The organism is Enterococcus sp. S53 (genome assembly GCF_016516865.1).
Taxonomy (GTDB): domain Bacteria; phylum Bacillota; class Bacilli; order Lactobacillales; family Enterococcaceae; genus Enterococcus_D; species Enterococcus_D innesii.
The window spans coordinates 95,767-120,446 of the sequence record NZ_JACVUH010000013.1; the positions used below are offsets into that span (position 1 = coordinate 95,767).

General features: G+C 43.9%; 23 protein-coding genes. 16 read left to right on the forward strand and 7 right to left on the reverse strand.

What is annotated here, in order from left to right; translation table 11 throughout:
* Positions 1-178: 178 nt before the first annotated feature.
* Positions 179-751: a histidine phosphatase family protein gene (locus IAE45_RS14620; RefSeq protein WP_233619077.1), complete on the reverse strand. Its 573-nt coding sequence runs from the start codon at positions 749-751 to the stop codon at positions 179-181.
* 320 nt (positions 752-1,071) lie between these two features.
* Between IAE45_RS14620 and IAE45_RS14625 the strand changes: the two genes are divergently transcribed.
* From IAE45_RS14625 to IAE45_RS14635, 3 genes are all read left to right on the forward strand, one after another.
* A complete protein-coding gene (locus IAE45_RS14625) occupies positions 1,072-2,052 on the forward strand; it encodes an aldo/keto reductase (RefSeq protein WP_200126657.1) in 981 nt (326 codons plus the stop codon).
* A 228-nt stretch (positions 2,053-2,280) separates the two neighbouring features.
* Positions 2,281-2,796, forward strand: a complete 516-nt coding sequence (locus IAE45_RS14630; protein ID WP_081119254.1) for a VanZ family protein — start codon at positions 2,281-2,283, stop codon at positions 2,794-2,796.
* A 63-nt stretch (positions 2,797-2,859) separates the two neighbouring features.
* The gene (locus IAE45_RS14635; protein WP_081119255.1) at positions 2,860-3,555 is read left to right on the forward strand and encodes a YoaK family protein; all 696 of its coding nucleotides are present in this window, start codon (positions 2,860-2,862) and stop codon (positions 3,553-3,555) included.
* Positions 3,556-3,588: 33 nt separating this feature from the next.
* Here IAE45_RS14635 and IAE45_RS14640 read toward each other — a convergent pair whose 3' ends face one another.
* The 3 genes from IAE45_RS14640 to IAE45_RS14650 form a co-directional block, all read right to left on the reverse strand.
* A complete protein-coding gene (locus IAE45_RS14640) occupies positions 3,589-3,918 on the reverse strand; it encodes an SdpI family protein (RefSeq protein ID WP_200126655.1) in 330 nt (109 codons plus the stop codon).
* A gap of 161 nt (positions 3,919-4,079) precedes the next feature.
* Positions 4,080-4,562 (reverse strand): VOC family protein, encoded by a 483-nt coding sequence (locus tag IAE45_RS14645; protein ID WP_200126653.1) that lies wholly within the window; start codon positions 4,560-4,562, stop codon positions 4,080-4,082.
* A gap of 39 nt (positions 4,563-4,601) precedes the next feature.
* Positions 4,602-5,480 (reverse strand): aldo/keto reductase, encoded by an 879-nt coding sequence (locus IAE45_RS14650; protein WP_325123427.1) that lies wholly within the window; start codon positions 5,478-5,480, stop codon positions 4,602-4,604.
* 97 nt (positions 5,481-5,577) lie between these two features.
* On the opposite strand from IAE45_RS14650, the gene IAE45_RS14655 reads away from it, so the two are divergent.
* Positions 5,578-5,946, forward strand: a complete 369-nt coding sequence (locus IAE45_RS14655; protein ID WP_077452389.1) for a winged helix-turn-helix transcriptional regulator — start codon at positions 5,578-5,580, stop codon at positions 5,944-5,946.
* Positions 5,947-6,009: 63 nt separating this feature from the next.
* On the opposite strand, the gene IAE45_RS14660 is transcribed toward IAE45_RS14655, so the two are convergent.
* The 3 genes from IAE45_RS14660 to IAE45_RS14670 all read right to left on the reverse strand — a co-directional run bounded on the left by IAE45_RS14660 (position 6,010) and on the right by IAE45_RS14670 (position 9,116).
* Complete coding sequence (locus IAE45_RS14660) at positions 6,010-6,309, reverse strand: hypothetical protein (protein WP_194195615.1); 300 nt, start codon at positions 6,307-6,309, stop codon at positions 6,010-6,012.
* A gap of 156 nt (positions 6,310-6,465) precedes the next feature.
* Positions 6,466-7,863, reverse strand: coding sequence for a L,D-transpeptidase family protein (locus tag IAE45_RS14665; protein WP_200126649.1), 1,398 nt, complete (start codon positions 7,861-7,863; stop codon positions 6,466-6,468).
* Between the two features lie 269 nt (positions 7,864-8,132).
* Positions 8,133-9,116: an L-lactate dehydrogenase gene (locus IAE45_RS14670; RefSeq protein ID WP_005230720.1), complete on the reverse strand. Its 984-nt coding sequence runs from the start codon at positions 9,114-9,116 to the stop codon at positions 8,133-8,135.
* 355 nt (positions 9,117-9,471) lie between these two features.
* On the opposite strand from IAE45_RS14670, the gene pth reads away from it, so the two are divergent.
* The 12 genes from pth to lysS all read left to right on the forward strand — a co-directional run bounded on the left by pth (position 9,472) and on the right by lysS (position 24,386).
* Positions 9,472-10,032, forward strand: coding sequence for an aminoacyl-tRNA hydrolase (gene pth, locus IAE45_RS14675; protein ID WP_015510502.1), 561 nt, complete (start codon positions 9,472-9,474; stop codon positions 10,030-10,032).
* Positions 10,033-10,043: 11 nt separating this feature from the next.
* Positions 10,044-13,562 (forward strand): transcription-repair coupling factor, encoded by a 3,519-nt coding sequence (gene mfd / locus IAE45_RS14680; RefSeq protein ID WP_200126647.1) that lies wholly within the window; start codon positions 10,044-10,046, stop codon positions 13,560-13,562.
* Positions 13,563-13,577: 15 nt separating this feature from the next.
* Positions 13,578-15,209 carry a putative polysaccharide biosynthesis protein gene (locus tag IAE45_RS14685; RefSeq protein ID WP_200126645.1) on the forward strand — a complete coding sequence of 544 codons (1,632 nt, stop codon included), beginning with the start codon at positions 13,578-13,580 and terminating at the stop codon, positions 15,207-15,209.
* Positions 15,196-15,462, forward strand: coding sequence for an RNA-binding S4 domain-containing protein (locus IAE45_RS14690; protein WP_005230745.1), 267 nt, complete (start codon positions 15,196-15,198; stop codon positions 15,460-15,462). Before IAE45_RS14685 ends, IAE45_RS14690 begins: the two co-directional genes overlap by 14 nt.
* Before the next feature lie 83 nt (positions 15,463-15,545).
* On the forward strand, positions 15,546-15,992 hold the full coding sequence (locus tag IAE45_RS14695; protein ID WP_200126643.1) for an FtsB family cell division protein: 447 nt from the start codon (positions 15,546-15,548) through the stop codon (positions 15,990-15,992).
* A 74-nt stretch (positions 15,993-16,066) separates the two neighbouring features.
* Positions 16,067-16,510, forward strand: coding sequence for a S1 domain-containing RNA-binding protein (locus tag IAE45_RS14700; protein WP_005233352.1), 444 nt, complete (start codon positions 16,067-16,069; stop codon positions 16,508-16,510).
* Positions 16,511-16,610: 100 nt separating this feature from the next.
* Entirely contained in the window at positions 16,611-18,011 is a 1,401-nt protein-coding gene (gene tilS / locus IAE45_RS14705; protein ID WP_200126641.1) for a tRNA lysidine(34) synthetase TilS, read from the forward strand.
* 19 nt (positions 18,012-18,030) lie between these two features.
* The gene (gene hpt / locus IAE45_RS14710) at positions 18,031-18,576 is read left to right on the forward strand and encodes a hypoxanthine phosphoribosyltransferase (RefSeq protein WP_005230750.1); all 546 of its coding nucleotides are present in this window, start codon (positions 18,031-18,033) and stop codon (positions 18,574-18,576) included.
* Between the two features lie 73 nt (positions 18,577-18,649).
* Positions 18,650-20,758: an ATP-dependent zinc metalloprotease FtsH gene (ftsH, locus tag IAE45_RS14715; RefSeq protein ID WP_142425152.1), complete on the forward strand. Its 2,109-nt coding sequence runs from the start codon at positions 18,650-18,652 to the stop codon at positions 20,756-20,758.
* Between the two features lie 142 nt (positions 20,759-20,900).
* A complete protein-coding gene (hslO, locus tag IAE45_RS14720) occupies positions 20,901-21,782 on the forward strand; it encodes an Hsp33 family molecular chaperone HslO (protein WP_140966177.1) in 882 nt (293 codons plus the stop codon).
* Positions 21,783-22,796: a tRNA dihydrouridine synthase DusB gene (dusB, locus tag IAE45_RS14725; protein ID WP_077452381.1), complete on the forward strand. Its 1,014-nt coding sequence runs from the start codon at positions 21,783-21,785 to the stop codon at positions 22,794-22,796.
* A 96-nt stretch (positions 22,797-22,892) separates the two neighbouring features.
* Positions 22,893-24,386, forward strand: coding sequence for a lysine--tRNA ligase (gene lysS, locus IAE45_RS14730; RefSeq protein ID WP_005230758.1), 1,494 nt, complete (start codon positions 22,893-22,895; stop codon positions 24,384-24,386).
* The last annotated feature ends 294 nt before the right edge of the window (positions 24,387-24,680 follow it).

The following is a 24,680-nucleotide window of genomic DNA, read 5'->3' on the forward strand; positions in this document are numbered from 1 at the left end:
AAGGATGAACAAAGCTATTTTTACTGACTAGTGAATGATGAAAAAATCCGTGCGTCGAACAGAGATAGGTTCGACGCACTTTTTTTATAGGTAGAACATGGTCAAGCAGGAAGGTCACGACAGCAGTTGGTTATTATGGGAGAGTGCTGAAAGGAGACGGTATTATTGAATCAGTTGGTCACTGATCTTGTAGGATCAACGGTCTCGAGATAAAAAAAGTGGCCATTTTCATAAGTAAAGACCATAAAACCGCAATTAGCCAATCGTAAAGGGGGACTTCATTTGGAAATAAGTGTTTGAAAAAATAAAAGATTGCACCGTTGTGGGAGACAACTAAGGTATTGTCAGCTTTGGTAGTGGTCATGATATCTACAAGCTCGGCAAACATTCGTTGGCGAACTTCAGCAGCAGATTCTCCGCCGAAGGATTGATAAAAATGTTCGTAAGCTTTTGGTCCTTTCGGCTGCAAGTGGGTACTTTCTCCCTCGAATAGACCAAAATTCATTTCTTTCAATCCTTTTCGGCGCTCATAGTCGGTTGTCCCGCAGATTATTTCTAGTGTGTCACAGGCCCTTTCTTGAGTCGATGCTACTGCATGGCCGAAAGTTAGTTGGTTTCTTGCAAAGTAAGATTTTGCCTTATGGGCTTGCTCTTTGCCGGTCTCCGTTAGGGGAGAATCACACCATCCTTGTACTTTGCCAAGTTTGTTGAAAAGAGTTTCTCCGTGGCGCATTAAGTATAACCGCTTCATAATCATTACTCCTTTTTTACTATTGTAGCTGTTTGAGTGTACTTGAAGTCAAGGGGAACAAGCCTTGTTTTTTTTGTGACCACAAAAGCCATATTGAACCCTTAAAAAATGGATAAGCATTGTTTCTAGCTGCGTAATTTTGAGCAGACGATTTATTAAGTGGATACATCACTTATCTTAGGAAAGATCAAGTGATCACCTAATCGCCAGAAAGTCTATGCCTAAAAAGCATAGGAAGGCGTTTTTTAAGCAATAGACATCGCTTTTTGTTTGAATTAAACTTTAGCTAACAAAGAAAATAGTGGGGAGTGATCAGTAAAATGGAGTATACCAAATTAGGCAATACGGGTTTGGATGTTTCCAAAATCTGTTTAGGTGCGATGAGTTTCGGTGACCCAGTCAATTGGATACACAAATGGGTTTTGGAAGAAGCTGACAGCCGTCCAATCATTAAAGGGGCACTTGACTTGGGAATCAATTTTTTTGATACGGCGAATGTTTATTCAATCGGGCGTAGTGAAGAGATTCTAGGCGCAGCATTGAAAGACTATGCTAAACGGGATGAAATCGTGCTAGCAACAAAAGTACATCAGAAAATGTTTGATGGCCCTAATGGCGGTGGACTTTCTCGGAAACATATCATGTCCCAAATAGATCAAAGCTTGAAACGTTTGCAAACAGACTATGTTGATCTATACATCATTCATCGATGGGATTACAACACACCGATCGAAGAAACGATGGCAGCCTTACATGATGTGGTCAAATCAGGAAAAGCTCGCTATATTGGCGCATCAGCGATGCATGCTTACCAATTTCAAAAAGCCAATTATATTGCTGAGAAAAATGGTTGGACCAAATTCGTTTCTATGCAGAATCATTTAAACTTGATCTATCGTGAAGAAGAAAGAGAAATGATTCCTTATTGTGAATCAGAAGGTATCGCTCTTACACCATACAGTCCATTAGCCTCTGGTCGTTTGGCCAGAAGCAAAAATGAGTCATCAAAACGATTAGTGACTGATGAGGTTGCTCGCTCCAAATATGACGAAACCGCAGATAAAGACCAACTGATTATTGACCGCGTTGGAGAATTGGCTAGTCGCTATGGTGTCAGTCGAGTAGAAATCTCTTTAGCTTGGTTATTCAGCAAACCAACTCTAGCAGCACCAGTGATTGGCGCGACGAAAATGTCTCATGTTGAAACAGCAGTTAAGGCGACAGGCATTGTTTTGGATCCCGCTGATATTGCATATCTCGAGGAGCCTTATGTTCCTCATCGAATCGTTGGGTTTGAATAATTCGTTTCCTTCTAGGTTATGGTCTGAGAAATGAGAAAAGTATCTGAATGGCATGAAAAGCTGTTTCAGATACTTTTTTATGTTTTTTGAGGAATCGCTTTGAAAGAGAGACTCTAAAGGAAGATCGTTTTTCATCGAAACGCTGAAAGATCAATAGAACGCTCTTTTTGAAAAACAGTTGCATCACCAAATGAAAATGGTAAGATAGGAAAATGAGGAGTGAAAATTATGAAAAAATTACTGAAAGAACCGAATTTTTACTTTTGTATCGCAGTTGCGGTCATGGTCATCCTCTTTATCAGCTCTTCACAAACCTATGAGCAGCAATCGCAAATCGGGTTGCTTTCACGAATCTTAAAAAATGAACCATTGAAAGAGTGGCTAGAGAAGATTTCTTTTTCCTATGCTGGTTCGGAGATCAGTATTGCGGAAAAAGGCTATTTCTCCTTTGTGGAATTTTTCATTCGTAAAGGCGCACATTTCTTTACCTATTTTGTCCTAGGGGGCAGTTTGTTTTTCGTGCTCGTTTATCGCCGTATGCCGTATTGGCTAGCCGCTTTTTTTGCTTGGTTGGCAGCCACTGGCTATGCAGGGATCGATGAATACCATCAAATGCTGACGGGAGGACGGACGCCGCTTTTTCAAGATGTCATGCTGGATTCAGCTGGAGCACTGACCGCCGTTCTTTTGGGGTGGTTGATTTGTCAGCTATCGAAAAAGTCACCTAAACGCCGCAAAACATAACGAGTTGTCGGCGTTTTTAAGCGTTAAGCTGTTAGAAAGTATAAAAAACAAGAGGCGAAACCAATGGAAAAAAGTTTGAGTAGTGTCAAAGGCAAAACCGAGTTTGTCGTGCATGAAAGTTTGCCGGTGGGGGTTCTTCTCGCAATGGCTGGCGGCTTTTTAGATGCCTATACCTATCTCTTTCACGGTGAAGTGTTTGCGAGCATGCAGTCGGGGAATGTTATTTTGTTAGGGATCAATCTTTCAACGGGGCAGTTTGAACAAGCCTTTCGGTATCTGCCACCAATCTGTATGTTTTTAGTGGGGATCGTGGTGACGAATTATCTGCAGCATCATTTTCCGACTGGTGGTTGGATCGTTTGGCAAAATGCTGCGTTGATCTTTGAAGCAATCGGTATTTTGGTTCTGGGCTTTTTTGCGCGTTCTTTACCCAATGTCCTGGTTGATTCCGGATTATCTTTTTTTGCAGCGATTCAATATGCCGCCTATCGACGCTTGGCAGGGATGCCCTATGCCACCACGATGACAACTGGCAATTTACGTTCGCTGGCTGATTACTTATATTTGCGCTGGTTTAAGCAGGACCAATCAGTGACACCCAAGATCATTTCTATTTCCTTGATCATCGGCGGTTTCTTTTTTGGGGCGGTTTTAAGCAGCTTGCTAGGAATTTTCTTATTCCACCGGACCATCTGGGTGGTTTCAGGAATTTTAGCCCTGGTGTTGGGAATCACGATCCACAGTCAAAATAAAGAATAGAAAAAAGACATTCCCCGGAATGTCTTTTTTGTCTTACTTTTTGGTGCTCGCGCGTGAATCTTTGAGATAAAGCGCTATTTCTACCAGCAGTGCTGCTAGAAGGTAGCTGCCAAGGACGGCTAGCTGGTAAAATTTCTCTTCCATCAGCTCGTTGCGCTGCAGCAAAATGACCCCACCTAGAAAGAGCATCGCCAACAGGGAGAACCACTGCTGGGAAAAACGCCAATTGCTGACACTGGCTGTACTGCGCTTGGTGCGAAAGCCGAAGATATAATTGGGTTCTTCTCGGTAAAAGAACCGGAAGACGATGAAAAAAATCCCCGTAAAAATCAACAACAAAAGGCCAATATCGATCGAGATCACTTCCTTTCAAGCGAGGTTTGTTGGGAAAATCAGCGAATAAAGAGGATTATCTATTTATTGTACTCGCTGTAAAGGGTTCTATGAAGGGGAACTATTGAAAAAATAGATAGTTTTGCGTAAATAAAAAGGGAGGGCGCTATAAGTCGCCATCCCTTTTTCAATTATCCGCGTTGAAATGGTCCTTTTGGTGCAATCAGTTCAAGATTGGTACCGTCTGGATCTGTAAAGTAGGCAACACCTGTTCCGAACCCGCTTTTTAAACCATCTTGTTCTTCAAAAACGATTGGGGTACCGTCAGGTTCAACCCCGATGGCTTTTAGACGAGCAACGGCTTCATCAATATTTTCGACTTCAAAACAAAGATGCATGGCACTGATTTGCTCATTGGAATAGTTAGCTTTGTTGGATTTTGGTTCGACGTATTCTAAAAGGTCGATGTTGAGATTGTCTAAATGAAGATTGGCGTATTTGATCAATGTATCCTCTAAACCTTGCGTTTGCGCCATTCGTTTGCCACCGATCGTATCTTGATTGGCGATTTTCTTTCCAGTTAATGCTTCATAAAATTGGATGGAACGTTCGAGATTGCTGACGGTGATTCCCACGTGGTTCACCATTGAAAATCCTGTGTTTGTGTTTGTCATTCTACTTCCTCCTAAGGTTTTGTTTAGTATATCGTTTGGTTAATGAAAATCGAATGTGTCTGGATCTGGACCCACTCTCAGGTCTTCATTTAATGCGTTCAAGCGGGCCATTTCCTCTTCTGATAAACGGAAATCAAAAATCGCTGCATTGGCGATCATTCGCTCAGGGTGTGTCGATTTGACGTTGACTAAGATTCCTTGTTGGATAGCCCAGCGTAAAAGCACTTGTGCCGCTGATTTTTGCTGTGTATCGGCGATCGCCAAGACGGTGTCATCTTTCAGCAGTTTACCTTGCATCAAAGGTGACCAGGCTTGGATCGCAATCCCCTTTTCAGCACAAAAGTCCCGCAGGTCTTGCTGCGTCAGTTTGGGATGCAGTTCGATCTGATTGACGACAGGAACGACCTTAGCAACGGCCAATAATTGCTCCATGTGATGAATCTGGAAGTTGCTGACCCCGATTGCTTTTATTTTTCCTGCGGCATACAAGTCTTCCAATGCGCGCCATGACTCTTGAAATGCTTGATTTCCCGGCCAATGGATCAAGTACAAGTCGAGATACTCGAGGTTTAAGCGGGCCAAACTTTCATTGAAGGCGTGGATCGTTTCATCATAAGTTAAATGATCGTTCCAAAGTTTGGAAGTGACAAAGAGTTCTTCACGAGACAACCCCGTTTCTTGTAAGCCTTGTTTGATTCCTTCCCCTGTTCCTGTTTCGTTGCCGTAAATAGCCGCCGTATCAATCAGGCGATACCCATTGATAATGGCCTGTTTCACGACCTCTGCTGTTTCAGTTTCAGGGATTTGAAAGACACCTAACCCCAAACCGGGGATTTTACTGCCATTGTTCAGTGTAACGGTATCCGATAATTTTTCGATCATAAAAACATCTCCTTTATTTTTTTCTGTAATCATCATATAATGAGGAGGTAAGGTTGTATAGTACGTACTTTTTTGTTTGATACACACCTTTTGGTAACTTTTGTATGTTAGCAAACATGATGAGGTGAAAAAAATGGAAGAAAAAATTTATAATATAGGTGTAGAAGCAACAATGGATGTCATCGGCGGGAAATGGAAACCAATCATTCTTTGTAATTTACGCCATGGGGCATTGCGTCCTAGTGATTTACGGCGGAAAATTCCTGGCATCAGTCAAAAAATGTTGACGCAGCAATTGCGGGAATTAGAAGAGTCTGATATCGTTACCCGCAAGTCCTATAATCAAGTACCACCCAAAGTTGAGTATTCCTTGAGTGAATATGGAGAAACGTTAGGCGGCTTATTGGATACCCTTTGCCAGTGGGGGACGATGCACGTCGCCGCGCTGCAAGACAAAGGAGAGCAAGTTACTTTGTTAGAACAAGAAGAAGCGATGGTCTAGCAAAGGGCAAGTGGCATGAGAAAAGGCCGGCAGAAACCATTGGTTTCCGTCGGCCTTTTTAGGTTATGCTTGTTGGATCAATTCTAGAATGCCTTCAGTATTCATGCCGCTGTAATGATTGACAGGAAACGACAGGCGTTTGATGCGCGGTGGGATAGCTTGTTGGATCATTGGATCTGTTAAAGAAAGCAAAGGGTCGACCAAAACGATTTTTTCTTGCGAAAAACGATAACTTGCTAGTCGTTCCGGTGTCAGAACCGTCACGCTGATTTGATCCTCAGAAAGCATTTGGATGTTGCGGGCAAAAATTTTAATCAAACTTCCAGCCAAAGTAGAACGATCGATGAAGACGACTTTTTCCAAAATGATTCTCCTTATTAATTAATATAGTTAATTAAGTATATTAATTAAATGATGCTTTGTAAATAGGAACATGGGGGAAATAACAAAAAAAGCCGCAAAAGAATTTTCTTTTGCAGCTTTTGGTTCATCTATAAAAAGGTCTGAATCTTTTTTCGGTTAAATCACGATCACGGGTGTCCCGACTTCGGCTTGGCTGTACAATTCTTTCATGACGCCTGGCGGAGTATTGATACAGCCGTGAGAGCCGCGGGTTTTCCAAAGATCACCACCGTATTCCGTTTGCCAATCAGAATCATGGATTCCGACACCCGTCCAATCAATCGGCATCCAGTAATCAACAGGGGACGCATAATCTTCACCGGTCAAGGTTGCATCTTCTTCTTTGTTCCAGACATAGAAGACACCAGTTGGCGTTGGTGTAGCTGGTTTCCCAGAGATAATTTTCGTATCTAGCACCAGCTCGCCATCTTTGTAATACCACATGTGTTGGTTTTTCAAATCAACTTCAATATACGTGTTGCCAAATAACGGGCTGCCAGCATCGGTGCTTCCTTGAGCAATCGGTGTGCGGGTGAAGTCTTCGCCGGCTTTTAATGCCTCGATCAATGCTTCTGTTTCCGCATCGGTTTGGATCGTCCAGCTGAGGGTGCCGGCTGGAACTGTTACTTCGCCTTGTTTGGTACTCTTGAAGGTCGAAGAATTGGTGCTGGTGTTGTATTGCTCACCGATCGAAGCGACATAGCTTCTTACTTTGTCTTCGTCGATCGTGGTGTTGCCATCTTTGTAAGAGAGCCAATCCATGATCGATTCTCTTGGAATTTGAAACGTGTTTCCGTTGATCGTATAATTGCCGGTTACTTTGGCGATTTTATTCAACGAATCCATTTCTTTGGTTAGATCAGGATCATCAGCGGTCACACTTGGTTTTGTGATGTAATCGCCGAGATTTAGTTCCTTTTCGCCGCTGACGATGGCTTCTTGTAAGTCAGCCACTGCTTTGTCCACATCAATGGCATCGCCGTCAACTTCTGGTTTGATAGAAAAACCGTCTTCGCCTTTTTTCAATGTTGCATCGGCAGACTTGGTGCGATCCTCATTTAAAGTTTCTAGTTCCTTTTGAATCGTGTCTGTTTCGCTGTTTAGCGTATCTTGATCTACCGAGAGATTATCCAGTGTTTTTTCTTCTGTAGCAGAAACGTAAGCCATTCCCCAACTCCACTGGTTCTGTTCATCTTTTAACGATTGTAGCTCATCGGTGAAATCCGTCTGTAAACCAAATTGAGCAAGGTTGATTGTCTTCCATTCGCTATCGCCTTCTTTGATGGTGAAATCTTCTTGCGAATAGCGGTCATGCAGCAGAGCATTGGCCTCAGCGACGGTTTTGTTGCTGATATCGATGCCCTCAATTTCAGTCTTTGGTAAAAAACGGTTTGCATAATATGTACTTCGGTAGGTATAGCCGCCAGCGATCACTACTAATAAAGCAGCCACAACGATCAGAACAATTTTCTTGGTATTGTTCTTGGCGTCAGTATGTTTGTTTGAACGAGTCATTCAACTACTCCTTTTTTCTAATGGCATAATAGATAATAACGCTTAAATCATACCATATTCCCCCAGGAAAGCGAATATGGCAAATGAAACTTCCATGAAAAATAGAAAATTCTTAAACTATCTTTAGCTAAGCTGTAGAAAAGCATTTCATTGCATAAAAAAACTGAACGAACCGGCAGCAGGTCATCTTGATCAAATTGTTCTGAAAAAGAGTAAGCTGTAAGGTTCGTTCAGTTGCATGGTTGATTAGCTAAACGAAGTGAAAGAAATTATTGATTGTCTTCTGCATCTAGTTTTGCAAAAGCTTCATCAAGAATATCTTTTAATTGTTTTGCAGAAGCGGCCATCCGGTCTTTTTCCCCATCCGTCAATGGGATCTCAATCACTTTTTGGATCCCTTGGGCGTTGATGACTGCAGGCGCACCGATGTACAAGTCGTTTAAACCATATTCGCCATTCATATACACAGATAGTGGTAAGACAGCATTTTCATCGTCTAAGATCGCACGAGTGATCCGTGCTAAAGCTACTGCGATCCCATAGAAAGTCGCACCTTTTTTCTCGATGATGGTGTAGGCTGCATCACGAACGCTGAAGAAAATGTTGACCATGGCTTCTTCATCGATGTCTGGGTTATTTTTGACCCATTCATAGATTTGTAGGCCAGCTACGTTGGCATGAGACCAAACAGGGAATTCTGAATCGCCGTGTTCCCCTAAGATATAGGCATGGACGTTACGGGCATCGACATCGACCAATTCAGCCAATGCTTGACGGAAACGGGCAGAGTCTAATGAGGTACCTGAACCGATAACGCGTTCTTTCGGGAAGCCTGAGAATTTCCAAGTAGAATAAGTCAAAATATCGACTGGGTTTGCTGCAACTAAGAAAATTCCGTTAAAGCCTGAATCAACGATTTGGGTAACTACTTCCCGGTTGATTTTCAAGTTTTTATGAACCAAATCTAAACGGGTTTCGCCTGGTTTTTGAGGCGCACCAGCAGTAATAACGACTAAATCAGCATCATGTGCATCTTCATAAGAAGCGGCATAGATTTTTTTAGGGGAAGTAAAGGCCAAAGCATGGGACAAGTCAATTGCGTCGCCTTCTGTTTTTGCTGTATTTATATCAATGATTCCGACTTCTTGCGCAATGTTTTGGGTCACCAGCGCAAACGCGTAACTAGAACCAACCGCACCGTCTCCAACAAGAATTACCTTTTGGTGATCTTTTTTGTTCGTTTTTGCAGTCATCTGTGTATCATTCCTTCCGCATAATTGTTTTACTCGCTATCATCCTACCATTTTCAAGTATATTTGTCATGTGATTTGCACAACAATATTACACAAAATATCACTGTTTCAGTTGTAAATGCTTTCTTTGTTATTACGTCAAAAAGAAGATATACCAACGTTTTATTAAGATTCGTTAAGAAAGATAAAAACTGAGCAAGAGGACGCCACCATAACAGTCCATTTCGTGTTATAATTACCTAAGCAAAAGAACTGGGCGCATTTGTGTGCCCAGTATTTTGTGTTTGGATAAGAAAACCGATAAAATAGATGAAGAATCAGCTTGAAACTAGAAATAATGGAGCGTAACTAAAAAATGAAAATGATTGTAGGCTTGGGAAATCCCGGCAAAAAATATGAAAAAACCAAACATAATGTTGGCTTTATGGTAGTGGATGCGTTGGCACAAAAGTACCAAGCAACCTTTAAAAAGTCGGCTTTTGAAGCAGAGGTGGCAGAGTTTTTCTTGAAGGGTGAAAAAATTCTTTTGGTCAAACCGCAAACCTTCATGAATGAATCGGGTCGTGCGGTAGGTCCGTTGATGACCTATTTTGGCATCTACCAAGAAGAATTAGTGGTGGTCTATGATGACCTTGATTTAGCATTAGGGAAAATCCGCTTGCGCCAAAAAGGCAGTGCAGGTGGCCACAATGGGATCAAGAGTTTGATCGCTCACTTGGATTCGACAGTCTTTGACCGTATCAAAATTGGGATCGATCGGCCGCGTCCGGGACAAACCGTGGTCAATCATGTGCTGAGTCCTTTTGCAAAAGACGATCTGCCGATCGTTTTACAAAGTATTGATAAAGCGGTCGAGGCAAGTAGTGATTACTTGACCAACGGCGACTTTCTTGCCACAATGAATCGATTTAACTAAGGAGGGCCGAGATGGATTTAATTGAATTAATAAATAAAGTGCCGACAGTGGCGGCTTGGCATACAGGTTTACGTGAACAGGCCCCCCGGCAATTATTGACCGGTCTAGCTGGATCGGCAAAAACATTAGCGATCACCGGTGTGTATCAGGCATTTCAAAAGCAAGTGATCGTGGTGACACCAAATCTCTATTATACAAATCAACTAGCCGAAGATCTGCGTAATGTGACGGAAGATGTCTATGTTTTTCCAGTGGATGAAGTGTTGTCAGCCGAAATGGCTTTTTCTTCACCAGAAGCACGAGAAGAACGAGTGGCCGCGCTGAATGCTGTTTCGCAAGGGAAAACCGGGATCTATGTGTTGCCGGTGGCGGCTTTGCGAAAGTATTTACCTGAAAAGAAAACCTGGTTAGCCAACCAATTCCAATGGCAGATCGGCGATGAGATCGATTTAGAGTGTTTGCCGCAACAATTGATCTTGATGGGTTACGAACGGCAGTCAATGATTGGCAAACCCGGCGAATTCAGTATTCGTGGAAGCATCCTCGATATATACCCATTAAATGCCGAATACCCCGTACGGATCGAGTTGTTCGATGTGGAAATCGACTCGATGCGTTCTTTCAACGTGGAAACGCAACGCTCAGTGGAAACGCTGCAACAAGTGGCTATTTTACCCACTACTGAATTAGTTTTCTCAGCGGAAGATTTAGCTGCGGGGCAAAAGCAGTTGCAAGAATTATTGAACAAGCGGTTGGCAGTCACCAAAGAAGCAACCGATCGTGCCTTTTTAGAAGACTATTTCGGCCAATTGGCCTCCCAGTGGCAAGCGGGGATTCCTGGTGAAAGTGCCCGTTATTACACGGATTTGCTGTATCGTCAGCAAACAAGTGTCTTAGATTATTTTTCTGAGGATGCCTTTTTAATGATCGATGATTATGCCCGGATCATGGAGACCAATCGTGAGATCGAACGGGAAGAAGCGGAGTGGCATACCCAAAAATTAGCGGAACTGCGGGTCTTTTCTGAACAGCAATTCGGGATCGATGTCCATCAGCTACTACAAAAAGAAACCTTTGTGACCAGCTTCTTTTCTTTATTCCAAAAAGGAATGGGGAACATTCGCTTCCAAGCGATCCATCAATTCCAATACCGGCCGATGCAGCAGTTTTTCAGCCAAATGGGTCTCTTGAAAGTTGAGATCGATCGCTGGGAGAAGCAGCAGCAGACGGTGATTTTCCTGGTCAGTGACCAAGAACGGGCCAAGAAGTTAGAGCAAGATCTGCGAGATCATGATATCTATGCCGTGCAGACGCAACAAGACCGCCTGTTTACGGGACGCACCCAAATCGTGGTGGAACGTTTGCAAAGCGGCTTTGAAATGCCGCAAGACAAGCTAGTGGTGGTTACGGAAAAAGAAATTTTCCAAAAGATGAACAAAAAAAGAGCCCGCCGGCAAAATGTCACCAATGCGGAACGGCTCAAAAGCTACAATGAGTTAAAAGCGGGCGACTATGTCGTCCATGCGAATCATGGGATCGGGAAGTACATCGGCATGGAAACCTTAGAAGTCGATGGCGTCCACCAAGATTACATGACGATCTTGTACCAAAACGAAGACAAGCTCTTTATTCCAGTCACCCAACTGAATTTGATTCAAAAATATGTGGCTTCCGAATCGAAAACACCGAAAATCAATAAATTAGGTGGCAGCGAGTGGGCGAAGACCAAGCGCAAAGTGACGGCTAAAATTGAAGACATCGCGGATGATTTGATTTTATTGTATGCCAAACGCGAATCAGAAAAAGGTTATGCCTTTCAACCAGACGATGCCTATCAAAAAGAATTTGAAGATGCTTTTCCGTATTCGGAAACCGATGATCAACTGCGCAGTACGGCAGAGATCAAGCGGGATATGGAAAAAGAAAAACCGATGGACCGCTTGTTAGTCGGAGATGTCGGTTTTGGGAAAACAGAAGTGGCGCTGCGGGCTGCTTTTAAAGCAATCAAAGAAAGCAAACAAGTGGCTTTCTTAGTGCCGACAACGATCTTGGCGCAGCAGCACTATGAAACGATGGTCGATCGTTTTGAAGGGTTCCCCGTCAATGTTGGGGTGATGAGTCGTTTTCGGACGAAAAAACAGCAGAATGAAACGATCGAGCAAGTGCGCAAAGGGCAAGTCGATATTTTGGTGGGGACCCACCGATTATTGTCAAAAGATGTTGAGTTTGCCGATTTGGGCTTGTTGGTGATCGATGAAGAACAACGTTTTGGGGTCAAACACAAAGAGCGCTTGAAACAACTGCGTTCGCAAGTCGATGTGTTGACGTTGACAGCAACGCCGATCCCACGAACATTGCATATGTCGATGCTGGGGGTGCGGGACCTATCTGTGATCGAAACACCACCGGAAAATCGTTACCCGATCCAAACCTATGTGATGGAGATGAATCCAGGAGCGGTGCGAGAAGCGATCCAACGGGAGATGGCCCGGGGAGGGCAAGTGTTTTATCTCTATAATCGTGTCGATACGATCGAGCGAAAAGTCGAAGAACTGCAGGCGTTAGTGCCTGATGCACGAATCGCTTATGCCCACGGGCAAATGACCGAGATCCAATTGGAAAATACGTTGTTTGACTTTATTGAAGGCCAATACGATGTGTTGGTGACAACGACGATCATTGAAACCGGTGTGGATATTCCCAATGCCAATACGTTGTTTGTAGAAAATGCCGATTACATGGGGCTTTCGACGTTGTATCAGCTGCGCGGCCGTGTCGGACGGAGCAATCGAGTCGCCTATGCGTATTTCATGTATGAACAGCAAAAAGTGTTGAACGAAGTCAGTGAAAAACGACTACAAGCCATTAAGGACTTTACGGAGTTAGGTTCAGGATTCAAAATCGCGATGCGCGATCTTTCGATTCGGGGAGCGGGAAATCTATTGGGGGCGCAACAGCACGGCTTTATCGATGCAGTCGGGTTTGACATGTACTCGCAAATGCTGTCGGAAGCAGTCACTCGTAAGCAAGGGAAAAATACCCAAACAGAGAAAACGACCGTTGAGATTGATCTGGGGATCGATGCCTACTTGCCGACTTCGTATATTGAAGATGAACGGCAAAAAATCGAGATCTACAAACGAATTCGTGAGCTGGAATCCCAAGAAGCAGTCGATGAACTTCAAGATGATTTGTTAGACCGTTTTGGAGAATACCCTGTTGAAGTGGCGCACCTCTTAACGGTGGGCGAGATCAAGATGAACGGCGATCGTGCCTTGTTACAAACTATCCGTAAGCAGCAACAGACGGTGTCATTTACTTTGAGTAAAGTCGGCACGAAAAATTATTCGGTGGAGCAGCTGTTTGAGGCATTAAAAGCCACTAAATTAAAAGCCACGATGGGTGTCGATCATGAGCAAATGACCATCAAATTACAGATTCCGCCAGTGATGAAAGAAAGCACCTGGCTATTAGAAATCCAAGATTTTGTCAAAGCATTACGGGAACAAAAATACGCCAGTCAAGGCTAGAAAGGAACCAGAGGGATGCCGAAATCACAATTGAAGCGTACGATGGAAGGGGCGTTTATTTTAACGATCGCTTCCTTTATCGCAAAAATCTTAAGTGCCGTTTATCGGGTCCCTTTTCAGAACCTGGTAGGGGACGAAGGGTTTTATGTGTATCAACAAGTCTATCCGATTTATGGATTGGCAATGACTTTGGCGTTGTCAGGTTTGCCACAGTTTATCTCCCGTATTGTCGCTGAAGAACCCGATCCTTTGAAAAGCAAGGAACGGCTGCAAGCTTTGACGCCTTATGTGCTTTGGTCGGCGATCGGCTTATGGGCTATGACCTTTTTATTTGCCGGTCCAATCGCGCAAGTGATGGGGGACTACCAACTGTCAGGCTTGATTCGAGTCGTTTCCTTTACCTTCTTGTTTGTCCCACCTTTGACCTTTTATCGAGGAATGTTTCAAGGGAATTTACAAATGGTGCCAACCGCAGTTTCCCAAGTCGTAGAGCAGCTCCTTAGAGTCGGGGTGATTTTAGGTGCTGCGGCAGCTTTCCAGCAATTGGGTTGGACGGTTTATCAAACGGGGACTGTCGCCATGATGGGTGCCTTAGTCGGGGGGCTTGCGGCGTGGTGGATTTTAAGTTACTATAGCCGACAAATCAACGGCAAACGCTTATCGTTATGGCATAAACCAGTCACTAGTATAGGAGAAAACACTGCTGTTTTATCAGCCTCTTTGAAAAAACGGTTCTTCTTAGAAGGCGGTCTGTTGACGATTTATAGCGGCTATTTGATCTTGTTCCAGTTAGCGGATTCGTTTTTGTTGACCAATGCACTGGAAGCAGGTGGGTTGACGGCACAAGCAGCTCGGATTTCGAAAGGGATCTATGATCGAGGACAACCCCTCGTCCAACTAGGTCTTGTGGTGGCGATGGCGTTAAGTTCGACGTTTTTGCCAACATTGACCAAGTATTTGACGGTAAAAAATCAGCAGCTGTTTGAAAAGTCGGCAAAAATGTATTTACGCCTAACAATCGGGATTGCTTCGGCTTCCGCCGTAGGCTTAGCGATTTTGCTGCCTTATATCAACTTTGCCTTATTCAAAGACGGATCTGGCAATGCGGCGCTAGTATTGTTTGTCTTTTCCATCGCTCTGATGGCGACAATTCAAGCTTATCAAAGCATTCAACAAAGCCGCAGTACCTATACCTTCGGCTTGATCGCTGCGGGGATCGGTCTTTTGGTTAAATGTCTATCGATGTGGCCGCTGACTGCTTCTTATGGGACTGCAGGAGCAAGTATCAGTACGCTGTTGGGGTTAGGAGCGACCTTATGCTGTTTTGTGGTTTCCGAACAGCGTCGAGCACAAAGTAGCATCAATCGCTTTTGGTATGAAGGAAATTATGGAAAAAAATTATTTATTTGTTTAGGGATCATGGCAAGCGTGCTATTCTTATATTATAGCTTCGTGGCGATCTTATTGAACGGTCCTTTGACCCATCGACTACAGGCGCTGCTTTTTTGCCTAGGCGGTGTCGGTCTGGGAGGCGCAGCCTTTATCGGGGCAGCGATCAAAATCAAATTGTTAACGATTCGCGAATGGCTGTTAGTTCCATTTGGAAAGAAACTATTAAGAAGAGGTGAAAAACATGAGATTAGATAAATTTCTTAAAATCTCCCGCATCATCAAGCGTCGCTCTGTGGCCAAAGAAGTGGCAGACAAGGGACGCATTCAGATCAACGGCAAATTAGCCAAGTCAAGCAGTGACGTCAAAGTAGGCGATACTATGCGCATTCAATTCGGGAATAAGGTCTTGGAAGTAAAAGTTAATGAATTGCATGAATCGACGAAAAAAGAAGACGCTGCAAAAATGTATGAGATCGTTTCAGAGGAAAGAATCTCAGAAAATGCTTGATTTTTACGGCATTTTCAGTTAGACAAGCTTTGCGGATGTTGGTATAATGTAAAAAACAAAGACAGCGACGGGAGCGAGTTCAGGTGGCAAAAGAATCAAATAGAAAAATAGAACTATTGCAGACCGATTATGCGAAAGAGCAATTTGCCAAGTTTGAAAAAGAGCGGCGGCAAGTCGTGTTTCGCCGACGTCGGCTGGTGGCGTTTTTCGTAGCGGCATTAGCGATATTTGCGATCGTAGGCATTCAGATGTTCAACGATCAAATGCGCCTGCAAAAGCTAAAGGAATATAAGGCGGAAACAGTCGCTGAACAAAAAGAAGCTGAACAAAAAGTGGCTTCGTTGGAGCGGGATGTTGCCTTACTGAAAGACGATGAATATGTAGCGAAATTGGCCCGGAGCCGATTCTTCTATTCAAAAGATGGCGAAAAGATCTATCCGGTCTTGCCGGACGGAACGGATTCTCAGAGCACGAATGAAGACTCTTCACAAAGCGAGCAAGAATCATCATCCACAGAGTCACAAGATTAAGCAATGTCATACCTACTCAGCGCAGTAGTTTGAATTATTTTAAATGGGTAAAAATTAGGAGGAACATTTTTTATATGTCAATCGAAGTTGGAGCGAAACTAAAGGGCAAAGTGTCTGGTATTACAAATTTTGGTGCGTTCATTGATCTTGGTGAAGGGAAAACTGGTTTGGTGCATATCAGTGAAGTATCAAACGGATTCGTCAAAGACATTCACGACGTGTTGTCTGTTGGGGATGAAGTGACAGTACTTGTTACGGCAATCGGCAACGATGGGAAAATTGGACTATCGATCCGCAAGGCAGAAGATAAGCCGGAAGAAAAACGTGAATACCCGAAAAAAGAATTCAATCGACCAAATCCGAAAAAATCTTTTTCACGCAATCAAACTACGAATGTAAATAAACAAGACTTCGATTCATTGATGAGTTCTTTTCTAAAAGATAGTGATGATCGTCTTTCATCATTACGTCGAAATACAGAAGGAAAACGCGGTGGCCGCGGCGGACGCCGTAACTAAACATGAATAGCAAGTTGGAAAAAGCTGGAACAAAACTGTTGGTTCGTTTTGTTTCAGCTTTCTTTCTTGTGGGTCTACCGAAGGAAAAGGAGGTCATAAGATGGTCATTCAAACCGTTCGAGGGCAAATCGCTGCTATCGATCCGGAAAAAAAACGCCGCTTTTTGCTGGCGGTATCGACGGGCGTCGACTCCATGGTCTTGTTGCAGGTCTTTTGTCAGTTGTTTCCCGAAATGCAAAAAGAGCCATGTTTTGGCGTGGCACATGTGAACCATCAATTGCGTCCAGCATCTGCTGAGGAAGCGGCTTTTTTACGGCAGTACTGCCAGGAACGCGGCATTCCTTTTTATGAGCGGTGTTGGGAAAATCCGCCAGAAACCGGCGTAGAAGCTAGCGCTCGTGACTTTCGCTATACGTTTTTTGCCGATGTCATGTCCCAAGAAGGCTATGATGTTTTGCTGACTGCTCACCACAGTGATGACCAAGTAGAAACGATGCTGATGAAGATGATTCGAGAAGGCCGCTTGCAATCGGCTGGCGGGATGCAGCAGCAGCAGCCTTTTCACACAGGAGTCCTGTTGCGGCCGCTGCTTAGTGTCAGTAAGGCAGCGATTTACGACTATGCGCAAGCACAGCAGATTCCCTACTTTGAAGACGAAAGCAATCACGAACCGTTGTATTTGCGAAACCGACTACGCCAGCAAGTAGTGCCGGCATTAAAAGCGGAAAATCCGCAACTGCTGCCACATTTTCAACAGCTTTCTGTAGAAATGCAGTTCGCCAATCAGTTGATCCAGCAAGAGCAGCAGCAATGGTTGTCTGCGTTCGTTCAACAGCAAGCTACTCGCTTAGTGATCAATCTGCAACAGCTGCCGACGTTTTCGCCGGCGCAGCGCTATTTTTTCTATGCTGGGTTTTTGCAGCAAGCAGAAGCTTTTACAAAGCAGCCACTCAATCAAAAACAGCTGCCGCAGTTATTGCGTCTGCTAGACGAAAAGAAAGGGCAATGGCAATTGGCATTGCACAAACAGTGGCAGTTACGGCGCAGTTATGACCAATTATTATTGGAACCTGTAGCTGTTTCCCAAAAGCCTGCAACGCCGTTGACAGAAGTCAGTCAGCGTCTGGTTTTAGGGGAGGGGATCTATCTGTCTGAAAAGGAATGGATTGGGTATTTTCCGATAAATGAACAGCATATTCCCAAAAAAATCACAAATTGGTCAGAGTTTTCCCAAGATTTACCGCTAAACTATTCCTCTGAGCTGATCGTACGTAAGCGTCAGCCCGGAGACCGAATCCGCTTGGCGCGTGGCCTGACCAAAAAGATCAGTCGTTTTTTTATCGATTCAAAAATTCCTAATGAAGAGCGAGAAAAAAGTTGGGTCGTCACAAACCTTGATAAACAGGTGATTGCCTTACTACCTCATGCATTTTCCTATTTGAGTATTGCGCCAGAAACTGATAAAATACACTACATACTTCTTTATAAATATCAGAAGTAAGAGTTGGAAGGAGAACTTTATGCTAGATAAAGATATTGAGAAAATTTTGATTTCCCGTGACGAAATCAAAAATCGTTGTGTGGAACTTGGTCAAGAATTAACGGCGGCTTATGCGGATAAAAATCCTCTAGTCGTAGGTGTACTGAAAGGTGCCGTTCCTTTCATGGCAGACATCGTTCGTGAGATGGATTGTTACTTGGAGTTAGACTTCATGGATGTCTCAAGTTATGGCAATGCCATGATTTCATCTGGAGAAGTCAAAATCATCAAAGATTTAGATACAAATGTTGAGGGCCGCGATCTTTTGATCGTTGAAGACATCATTGACAGCGGTCGCACGTTGGCTTATCTGGTAGATCTATTCAAATACCGTAAAGCGAAATCAGTGAAAATCGTGACGTTATTAGATAAGCCGGAAGGCCGTGTTGTTGAGATCGATGCTGATTATGTCGGTTTCGATGTGCCAAATGAGTTTGTTGTTGGATATGGACTGGACTATGCAGAGCAATATCGAAACTTACCTTACGTTGGCGTCTTAAAACCTAGTGTTTATCAGTCAAATTAGTGACTGTTCTAAATCAATTGTGATACAATTAAATGGTCAGGATTGATAAAACAAAATAGCCAGGGAGGTACGCATGAATAAGAAAAATAACGGTATGGTAAAAAATACCTTATATTATGTACTTGTCTTGTTGGCAATGGTCATGGTCGTTTATTTCATCTTTGGAAATGGCAATCAGCAGACCCCAACGATCGAGTACTCCACGTTTACAGAACAACTGAAAGACGGGAAGGTCAAACAATTTACTGTCCAACCCGCTAACGGTGTTTATCGAATCGTGGGTGAATACAATGAAGAACAAACTGTCAGCAATGACAACAGCTTGTCTGTTTTAGGCAATACACAGGCAAGTTCGACCCGCTTTTCAACGATTATTTTACCAAATGATTCTACGCTGAGCGAAGTCACCAGTCTGGCCTCAGCACAAGGGGTCAAAACTACCATCGAAGAAGAATCCAACAGTGGTATTTGGTTATCGCTTTTGGTTAGCTTCTTACCACTTGTGATCATCATTTTCTTCTTCTACATGATGATGAGCCAACAAGGCGGCGGCGGTGGCGGTGGCGGCCGTGTGATGAACTTTGGCAAATCAAAAGCCAAAGAAGCGGACAAAAAAGCCAACCGCGTACGTTTTTCAGACGTAGCCGGTGCAGAAGAAGAAAAACAAGAGCTTGTCGAAGTCGTGGAATTCTTGAAAGATCCTCGACGTTTCGTTGAATTAGGCGCTCGTATCCCCGCAGGTGTCTTACTTGAGGGACCTCCGGGAACCGGGAAAACGTTACTAGCCAAAGCCGTTGCTGGTGAAGCTGGCGTACCGTTTTACTCGATCTCTGGTTCAGATTTCGTTGAAATGTTTGTCGGTGTCGGTGCAAGCCGGGTGCGTGACTTATTTGAAACAGCGAAGAAAAATGCACCAGCCATCATCTTTATCGATGAAATCGATGCTGTCGGTCGCCAACGTGGTGCCGGTATGGGTGGCGGACATGATGAGCGGGAACAAACATTGAACCAGTTATTGGTTGAAATGGATGGTTTTGATGGAAACGAAGGCGTGATCGTCATTGCCGCAACGAACCGTTCGGATGTTCTAGATCCAGCGTTGCTACGTCCAGGACGTTTTGACCGTCAGATTTTAGTTGGTCGTCCAGACGTGAAAGGCCGCGAAGCAATCCTCCGTGTCCATGCCCGCAACAAACCTTTATCAGATGATGTTGATTTGAAAGTCGTTGCCCAACAAACACCAGGGTTTGCCGGTGCGGATCTGGAAAACGTCTTGAACGAAGCGGCATTAGTTGCTGCTCGTCGTAACAAGAAAAAAATCGATGCTTCAGATATCGATGAAGCGGAAGACCGCGTGATCGCTGGTCCAGCGAAGAAAGATCGGGTCATCAACAAACGCGAACGTGAAATGGTTGCTTACCATGAAGCAGGACATACCATTGTTGGGTTAGTCTTGAGTCGTGCCCGTGTGGTACACAAAGTAACGATCATTCCTCGGGGACGTGCGGGTGGTTACATGATCGCCTTGCCGAAAGAAGATCAATTCTTGATGACCAAAGAAGATATGTTTGAACAAATCGTTGGGTTGCTTGGTGGTCGTACGGCTGAAGAAATCATCTTCGGGGTACAATCAACGGGTGCTTCCAATGACTTTGAACAAGCAACTGCGCTTGCAAGAAGTATGGTGACAGAATATGGAATGAGTGACAAGTTAGGTCCAGTTCAATATGAAGGAAACCATCAAGTCTTTGTTGGTCGTGATTATGGTCAAACAAAAGCTTACTCTGAACAAGTTGCCTTTGAAATCGATCAAGAAGTTCGCAAGATTTTAATGGATGCTCATCAAAAAGCCCATGAAATCATTGAAGAACACCGTGCACAGCACAAATTGATCGCTGAAAAACTGCTTGAACATGAAACATTAGATGCCAAAGCAATCAAATCCTTGTTTGAAGAAGGCAAAATGCCTGAAGGAACCGAAAGCTCTGAGTATCCTAGTGAAAAAGCCCAAACGTTTGAAGAAGCGAAACGTGCGCTGGAAGAAAAAGATGCAGAGAAGCAAGCTGCAGAAAAACACAGTGAAGATGCACAATCAAACGATTTTGATCAACAATTGGAAGACGTTCGCCGCAATAGCGAAAGCCAACCGACTGATCAAGAAAACAAAGATGATAACGCCTAAAACAAGACGTATCAAGGCGCCGAGGGAACTCGGTGCCTTTTTGTTTCTATTTAAGAAGACTTTCCTTAAATTCAAACACATTCAGTTGAAAAAAGCGGCGCTTCCTAGTATGATTCATTAATGAATAAAAAGGAGAATCAAGATGAAGGATTATTTAGTAAAAGCACTAGCATATAACGGCTTCGTCCGGGCATACGCCGTATCGGCAACAGAGACGATCGCCGAAGCACAACGACGTCATGAAACATGGAATACTGCATCTGCTGCTTTAGGGCGAGCGATGGTGGGAAGTTTGTTATTAGGCAGTACCTTAAAAGGGGAAGACAAATTGACCGTCAAAATTCAAGGAAATGGTCCTGCTGGGGCAATCGTCGTAGACAGCAATGGCCGTGGGGACGTAAAAGGATACATAAAAAATCCGCAGATCAGTCTGCCGTTGAACCCTCAAGGAAAATTGGACGTTCGGGGCGCAGTGGGTGACCAAGGGATCTTTACCGTGATCAAAGACTTAGGGCTAAAAGAACCCTTCTCTGGACAAACACCGATCGTCTCGGGGGAGCTTGGGGAAGACTTTACTTATTATTTAGCAGTGTCAGAACAGATTCCTTCTGCTGTTGGTCTGAGTGTATTAGTAGAAACCGATGATTCGATACGGGCAGCCGGTGGCTTTATGTTACAGATCATGCCTGGTGCCAGTGAAGAGATCATTGATGCCATCGAAAAACGTTTGGGAGAATTGCCTCGAGTATCAACCTTGATCGATGAAGGCCAATCACCAGAAGAGATCTTAGCGACATTGTTGCCAGACACGACAATCGAAGTACTAGAAAAAATGCCAGTCCAGTTCCATTGTGATTGCACGAAAGAAAAATTTGCGACAGCGATCATCACCTTAGGGGCTGACGAGATCCAAGCGATGATCGATGAAGACCATGGGGCAGAGGCAGTCTGCTCGTTTTGTGGCAACAAGTATCATTTTGATGAAACGGAACTGGCGGCGTTGAAGAAAGAGGCGGAAGCGTAAGTGAAAGATAGACAGACATGGCAGATCGGCTCGGTTGAGATTCCTAACCGCGTCGTCGTTGCGCCAATGGCAGGGATCACCAATTCTGCGTTTCGTGTGACAGTCAAAGAATTTGGCGCGGGTTTAGTCGTCTGTGAGATGATCAGTGATCGAGGAATTCAACTGCGTAATAAGAAGACCCTTGAGATGCTGTTTATTGACGAGACGGAGCATCCTCTTAGTATTCAGATTTTTGGTGGGAATAAAGCATCCTTAGTAGAAGCAGCGCAATTTGTCGCAGAGAACACAACTGCCGATATCATTGATATCAATATGGGGTGTCCTGTAAACAAAATCATCAAAGCAGAAGCTGGTGCGAAGTGGCTCTTAGATCCCGACAAGGTTTATGAAATGGTTCATGCTGTTTCCAGTGCGATCGACAAGCCCGTTACCGTCAAAATGCGGATCGGCTGGGATGAGCAGCACGTCTTTGCGGTTGAGAATGCCCAGGCCGCAGAAGCAGCGGGTGCCGCAGCAATCGGTATGCATGGCAGAACCCGTGTACAGATGTATGAAGGATCGGCTGATTGGGACGTTTTGAAACAAGTGAAGCAAAGTATCACGATTCCCTTTATGGGCAACGGCGATGTCAAAACCCCTGAAGATGCCAAACGAATGTTGGAAGAAGTCGGCGCCGATGCAGTGATGATCGGACGGGCAGCCTTAGGCAATCCGTGGATGATCCACCGCACCAAGCAATACTTAGAGACAGGCGAGTTATTGCCGGAACCAACACCACGAGAAAAAATTTCGACAGCGAAACTTCATTTAGAACGGTTGGCTGATCTAAAAGGGGAAAAAATCGCTTCGCGAGAATTCCGCCAACATGCTGCGTACTACTTAAAAGGTATTTCGCGGGCAGCCAAAGTGAAGGCAGCTATCAATCAAGCAGAAGATAAGCAGACGATTTTTGATTTATTAGATGCATTTGTGGAAAAGACCGAAAAACAGCCGGTAGCAACTCTTAAGGAATAAGAAACAAATCAAGTCGATTCGAAAGTTCGGCTTGATTTTTTGCGTCATCATTGGCATTATAAGAAGGAAACCCAAGTTAAGAATGGAGGAAAACTCGTGACAGAGGAACGACAAACACAAGAAGAATTGAATGATCAAATGTTGGTTCGCCGTGAAAAGATGGAAAAACTACGGGAAGAAGGCATTGATCCTTTTGGCAAGCGATTCGAACGCACCCATAATTCTGCCGAGTTACATGAGTTATTTGATCAAAGAACCAAAGAAGAATTAGCCGAAATGAATCTTTCAGCAAGCATTGCAGGAAGAATCGTTACAAAACGTGGAAAAGGGAAGGCTGGTTTTGCGCATTTACAAGACCGCGAAGGCCGTATTCAAATATATGTACGTAAAGACCAAGTAGGGGACGAACCTTACGAAGTATTCAAACATGCAGACTTAGGTGATTTCTTCGGCGTATCTGGCGAAATCATGAAGACTGATACCGGCGAAGTGACCATCAAAGCCAAAGAAATCGTGATTTTATCAAAAGCATTGCGTCCATTGCCTGACAAATACCATGGCTTGACGAACGTAGAACAACGCTACCGTCAACGATACTTGGATTTGATCAGTAATAAAGAAAGCTTTGATCGTTTCATGAAACGAAGCCAAATCATCAGCGAAATTCGTCGTTACCTTGACGGTCATGGGTATATCGAAGTCGAAACGCCAGTATTGCATAATCAAGCAGGTGGTGCAGCGGCTCGTCCCTTCATTACCCACCACAATGCTTTAGATATGGATCTGTATTTACGGATCGCTCTTGAGCTTCACTTAAAACGATTGATCGTGGGCGGCATGGAAAAAGTTTATGAGATCGGCCGCGTTTTCCGAAATGAAGGAATCGATACGACCCATAACCCTGAGTTTACGATGCTAGAAGCGTATACGGCATATACAGATTTTAAAGATGTGATGGATCTAACCGAAGGCATTATTCGTAATGCTGCTGAAAAAGTCTTGCATACAGCAACGATCCAATACGATGGACAAGAAGTCGATCTAGCTAGCGACTTTGCACGAATCCATATGGTCGATGCAATCAAAAATCAAACAGGTGTGGATTTCTGGCAACCAATGTCCGTTGAAGAAGCTCGCAGCTTAGCGAAAGAACATCATGTTGAAATCACTGATGCCATGACTGTTGGCCATATCATCAATGAATTCTTTGAGACATTTGTTGAAGAAACGTTACAGCAGCCAACCTTTGTCTTTGGTCATCCAGTGGAAGTTTCGCCATTAGCGAAAAAGAATCCAGAAGATGAACGCTTTACCGACCGCTTTGAATTATTTATCGTTGGTCGTGAATTTGCGAATGCCTTCACGGAATTGAATGACCCAATCGATCAAAGAGAACGTTTTGAAGGGCAAGAAAAAGAGCGCGAAGCAGGAAATGATGAAGCCCATGGGGTGGATGAAGATTTCTTAGAAGCGCTTGAATACGGTATGCCGCCAACTGGTGGATTAGGGATCGGGATCGATCGCTTAGTGATGTTGTTGACCGATGCGCAATCGATTCGCGACGTTTTATTATTCCCGACAATGAGATAAAAAAACTCCGTCCACTCGCAAGAGATGGGCGGTTTTTTTCTTGTCTGCTGGATCAGGGAGAAAAACAGCGAGGAAATAGAGGGAAATACGTTAGGGCAGATGCTAGAAAACGGATTAAATGCGAACGATAAAAGCTGGATCCAATGCGATTAGACGGGTTTGTAAAAATTAAAAAAAGCCATAGAAAATGATTGACCGCAAGGGATTTAGTTGGTATATTATTACATGTGCCAAATGACTAAATGAATTCCTAAAAAGAATTGAAAAAAGTAGTTGACGCACAGCTCGACAGAT